The sequence below is a fragment of the Hydrocoleum sp. CS-953 genome (assembly GCF_002260545.1).
GTDB lineage: Bacteria > Cyanobacteriota > Cyanobacteriia > Cyanobacteriales > Microcoleaceae > Trichodesmium.
On record NZ_LGSU01000072.1, the window covers coordinates 1 to 1,959 of the forward strand.

Below are 1,959 nucleotides of genomic sequence, written 5' to 3' on the forward strand. Positions count from 1 at the left end.
TTTTAAGGCTCGTTCAATATTTAGCATTCTTCTGGCCAATTTCTGCTTGAACCATTTTACCTTATTTCCCAACAACTCTATTAATAATTAATAATTAATAATTACCTCTTCTTATCAAGCAGAGGATTGAGCAAAAGGATTTTTTTCTTCTCTTGGTCGATTGGATATGGTGTTAACGGAGTGGCTCTGAAAGAGCGGGTTCCCCGCTCTTGCAGAGCCGCTCCGCTTTATATGTTGCGAAGCAAAACGCCATCTCATTCTACGGAATGCTCCGCTTTCCATGTCGGCGACAGCCGAAGTGCGAAGTTGTGCGGAACGCTAAACGACCGCTTTTTTCTCCATGAATGGAGAGGCTTTATACCTTGATTTATCGGTAAATCAAAGATTATACCCGGAGAGTATGGCAATATCCCATTTATAGATACTGGCCTTTAAATCAATTTCCTGACTATAGTTGAAAATTCAATACTATTTATAGTAGAGTCCTGAAAAGCAATAAAATTATTATCACTTATATTTCTGAGATACTACTCAAATGCACGCAGAAAAGCTACCACCCCAGAGATTTAGTCGTCGAGTTCGTCCATCATATCGGGTAGTCAAGCAACGGCCAGTTAAAGTCCGTCGGCCAGTTAAAACTAAAAATATAAAGGTAATATTATCACAGTTAAAATATAAAAATATACTTATTCTAATTGCTGTATTAATGACAGTAAGCTGGGTTATTACTCTACCTTTTAGGGGTCGCCCAGTTTCAGAAACACCTCTACCTACTCCTGAATCTTCTGTATCACCAACCCTCGTACCACCATACATCCCCCCAGTTCCCGAACAAACTCCAGAAGATTTAGGATTTGCCTATAATGTTCGTAGACAACCATACCAACGTTATAGCCCACAATTACAAGAAATAGTTGATGAATTGGTTAATATTGCTGAAGAAAAAGGGCTACCTACAGGGGCTTTATCTATTAGTTTGATAGATGTTAGTAACCAAGATATTCACACATTTGCTGGATATCAAGGTCAAGTTTTGAGATATCCTGCTAGTGTGTCTAAATTATTTTGGATGGCTGCATTTTATGGGGCAGTTGAACAAGGTTTAATTGATGATGAATCTAAGTTTCATCAAGATTTAAGATTGATGATGCAGAAGTCTCATAATGATTCTGCTAGTAAAATTTTGGATGCAATTACTAATACTAAATCAGGAGTTAAATTGGAAGGAGAAAAATTAAATACTTGGTTAGAAGAAAGAAAATCAGTCAACGAATTTTTTCAGAAAGCAGGTTATCAACGTTTAATAGTTAGTACAAAAAATTATCCTAGATATTCTCCTAGTCAAGCAGGTCCGGTAGGTCGTGATCGGCAATTACGCAAGGAAAATGGTAAGTTTCTGCGAAATTTGATTTCAACTGACCATGCTAGCAGGTTAATGTATGAAATCTATACCAGGCAGGCAGTTTCACGGAAGTATAGTACGAGAATGGCTTATTTGTTAACTAGAGATTTAAAACCGGAAGCATGGCAGAATGATCCCTACAATGGAGTTAAAGGTTTTCTTGGCGAGTCTCTACCTGCTAATATTTATTTTGGTTCTAAAGTTGGTTTCACTTCTAAACATCGTATGGATGTGGCGTTTGTCAGAACTTTGGATGATAAAGCTATTTATATTTTGGCAATTTTTGCCGAAGATGCTGCTTATGCTCAAGATGAGGAGATATTCCCTAAACTTTCTCGTCATGTTTATGATCGGATGATGATGATGGGGAATAGTTCATTAATTGATAATTGATAATGGATAATNTGATAAAGCTATTTATATTTTGGCAATTTTTGCCGAAGATGCTGCTTATGCTCAAGATGAGGAGATATTCCCTAAACTTTCTCGTCATGTTTATGATCGGATGATGATGATGGGGAATAGTTCATTAATTGATAATTGATAATGGATAATTA

The 1,959-nt window shown here is 36.7% G+C and carries 1 protein-coding gene; it reads left to right on the top strand.

Annotation, left to right across the window (positions count from 1 at the left end):
- The first annotated feature begins 535 nt into the window (after nt 1–535).
- Nucleotides 536–1,795, top strand: coding sequence for a serine hydrolase (locus tag AFK68_RS00440; RefSeq protein ID WP_094670768.1), 1,260 nt, complete (start codon nt 536–538; stop codon nt 1,793–1,795).
- Nucleotides 1,796–1,959 lie beyond the last annotated feature (164 nt).